We start from the raw sequence: 1,501 nt of genomic DNA, 5'->3' as shown, positions 1-1,501 counted from the left end.
CGCTCTGCACTGCTTCGCCGCCGAGATAGGTCAGTGCCAGCACCAGTCCGGCGGCAACGATGCCAAGCGGGTTGAGACGGCCGAGGAACGCCACGATGATGGCGGTGAAGCCGTAGCCGGGCGAAATGACGGGCTGCAGCTGGCCGATGGCGCCCGAGACCTCCGAGATGCCGGCAAGTCCCGCCAGCGCGCCCGACAGCAGGAAGGCAAAGAACACCATCCGGTTGAGGCCGAAGCCGGCGAAGCGTCCTGCCCGCGGGCTCGAGCCCAGCACGCGCACCTCGAAACCTTTCAGCATGCGGCTCATCAGGATCCAGACCAGCACCGCGGCGACCAGCGCGAAGACAAAACCCCAGTTTGCCCGTCCGGCATCCGGCATCAGTTCCGGCAACACGGCCGAATCGTTGAACTGGATGGTCTGCGGGAAGCCATGGCCCTGCGGATCGCGCCAGGGGCCGCGCACCAGCCAGTCAAGGAAAAGTTGCGCGACATAGACCAGCATCAGGCTGGTCAGGATCTCGTTGGTGCCGAAGCGCGTCTTGAGCAGAGCCGGGATCGCCGCATAGGCCGCACCTCCGACCATGCCGAGCAACAGCATCAACGGCAGCACCAGCGGGCCTTCGAACTGCGGAAACAGTACTGGAAGCATCGAGCCAACGATGCCGCCGAGGATGAACTGGCCTTCGGCGCCGATGTTCCAGATGTTGGCCTTGTAGCAAACCGACAGGCCGACAGCGATCAGGATGAGCGGCGCGGCCTTGATCGCCAGCTCATGCAACTGCCAGATTTGGCTGATCGGCTCGATGAAATAGATGTTGAACGCAGTCAGCGGATTGACGCCGAGCAGTGCGAACATGACGGCCCCGGCAATGATGGTCAGCGCGAAAGCGATGAACGGCGACAGGGCCGAAAACAGCATGGAGCGCTGCGGGCGTTTGACGAGTTCGAGGCGCATCATGCCGTCTCCAACGTGTGTTCGGCGTGACCGGGTTCGGCGCCACCCATCAGCAAGCCGACCTTCTCGAAGGTCGCTTCGGCGATCGGCATCGGCTTCGACAACTCGCCATTGTGCATGACCGCGATCGCATCCGAGATCTCGAACAGCTCGTCGAGATCCTGGCTGATCACCAGCACCGCTGATCCGCTGCGCGACAACTCGATCAAGGCCTGGCGGATGTGGGCGGCAGCGCCCGCATCGACGCCCCAGGTCGGCTGGTTCACCACCATGACGCTTGGCCGGCGGTCGAGTTCGCGGCCGACGATGAATTTCTGCAGATTGCCGCCCGAAAGAGCCGCGGCCTCCGGATCCGGCGCGCTCTTGCGCACGTCCATCGCCTCGATGATGCGTTGGGACGCGGCCTGGATGGCGGCGCTCTTGACCATTCCGCCGGAACCGACGAACGCCTTGCCGTCGGTGGCATGGCGCGACAGCAGCAGGTTTTCGGAAAGCTTCATGCGCGGTGCGCATTCGCGGCAAGGATTCGGGAAGCCTCACCATCAC

Annotated in this window: 1 protein-coding gene and 1 pseudogene; both read right to left on the bottom strand. The window is 64.0% G+C overall.

All coding sequences use genetic code 11. The features are described from left to right. The coding region (locus EN884_RS35635; RefSeq protein WP_164895413.1) for an ABC transporter permease at positions 1-958 on the bottom strand (958 nt) is incomplete at its 3' end. After that, positions 955-1,464: pseudogene (locus EN884_RS35630) on the bottom strand (ABC transporter ATP-binding protein); the annotation flags it as partial. The gene EN884_RS35635 and the pseudogene EN884_RS35630, both read right to left, overlap by 4 nt. Positions 1,465-1,501 lie beyond the last annotated feature (37 nt).

It is taken from the genome of Mesorhizobium sp. M7A.F.Ca.AU.001.01.1.1 (genome assembly GCF_004022735.1).
In the GTDB taxonomy this organism is placed as follows: Bacteria; Pseudomonadota; Alphaproteobacteria; order Rhizobiales; family Rhizobiaceae; genus Mesorhizobium; species Mesorhizobium ciceri.
The sequence above is the reverse complement of the archived record's forward strand: the minus strand, read 5'-3'. Positions and strand labels throughout refer to the sequence as shown.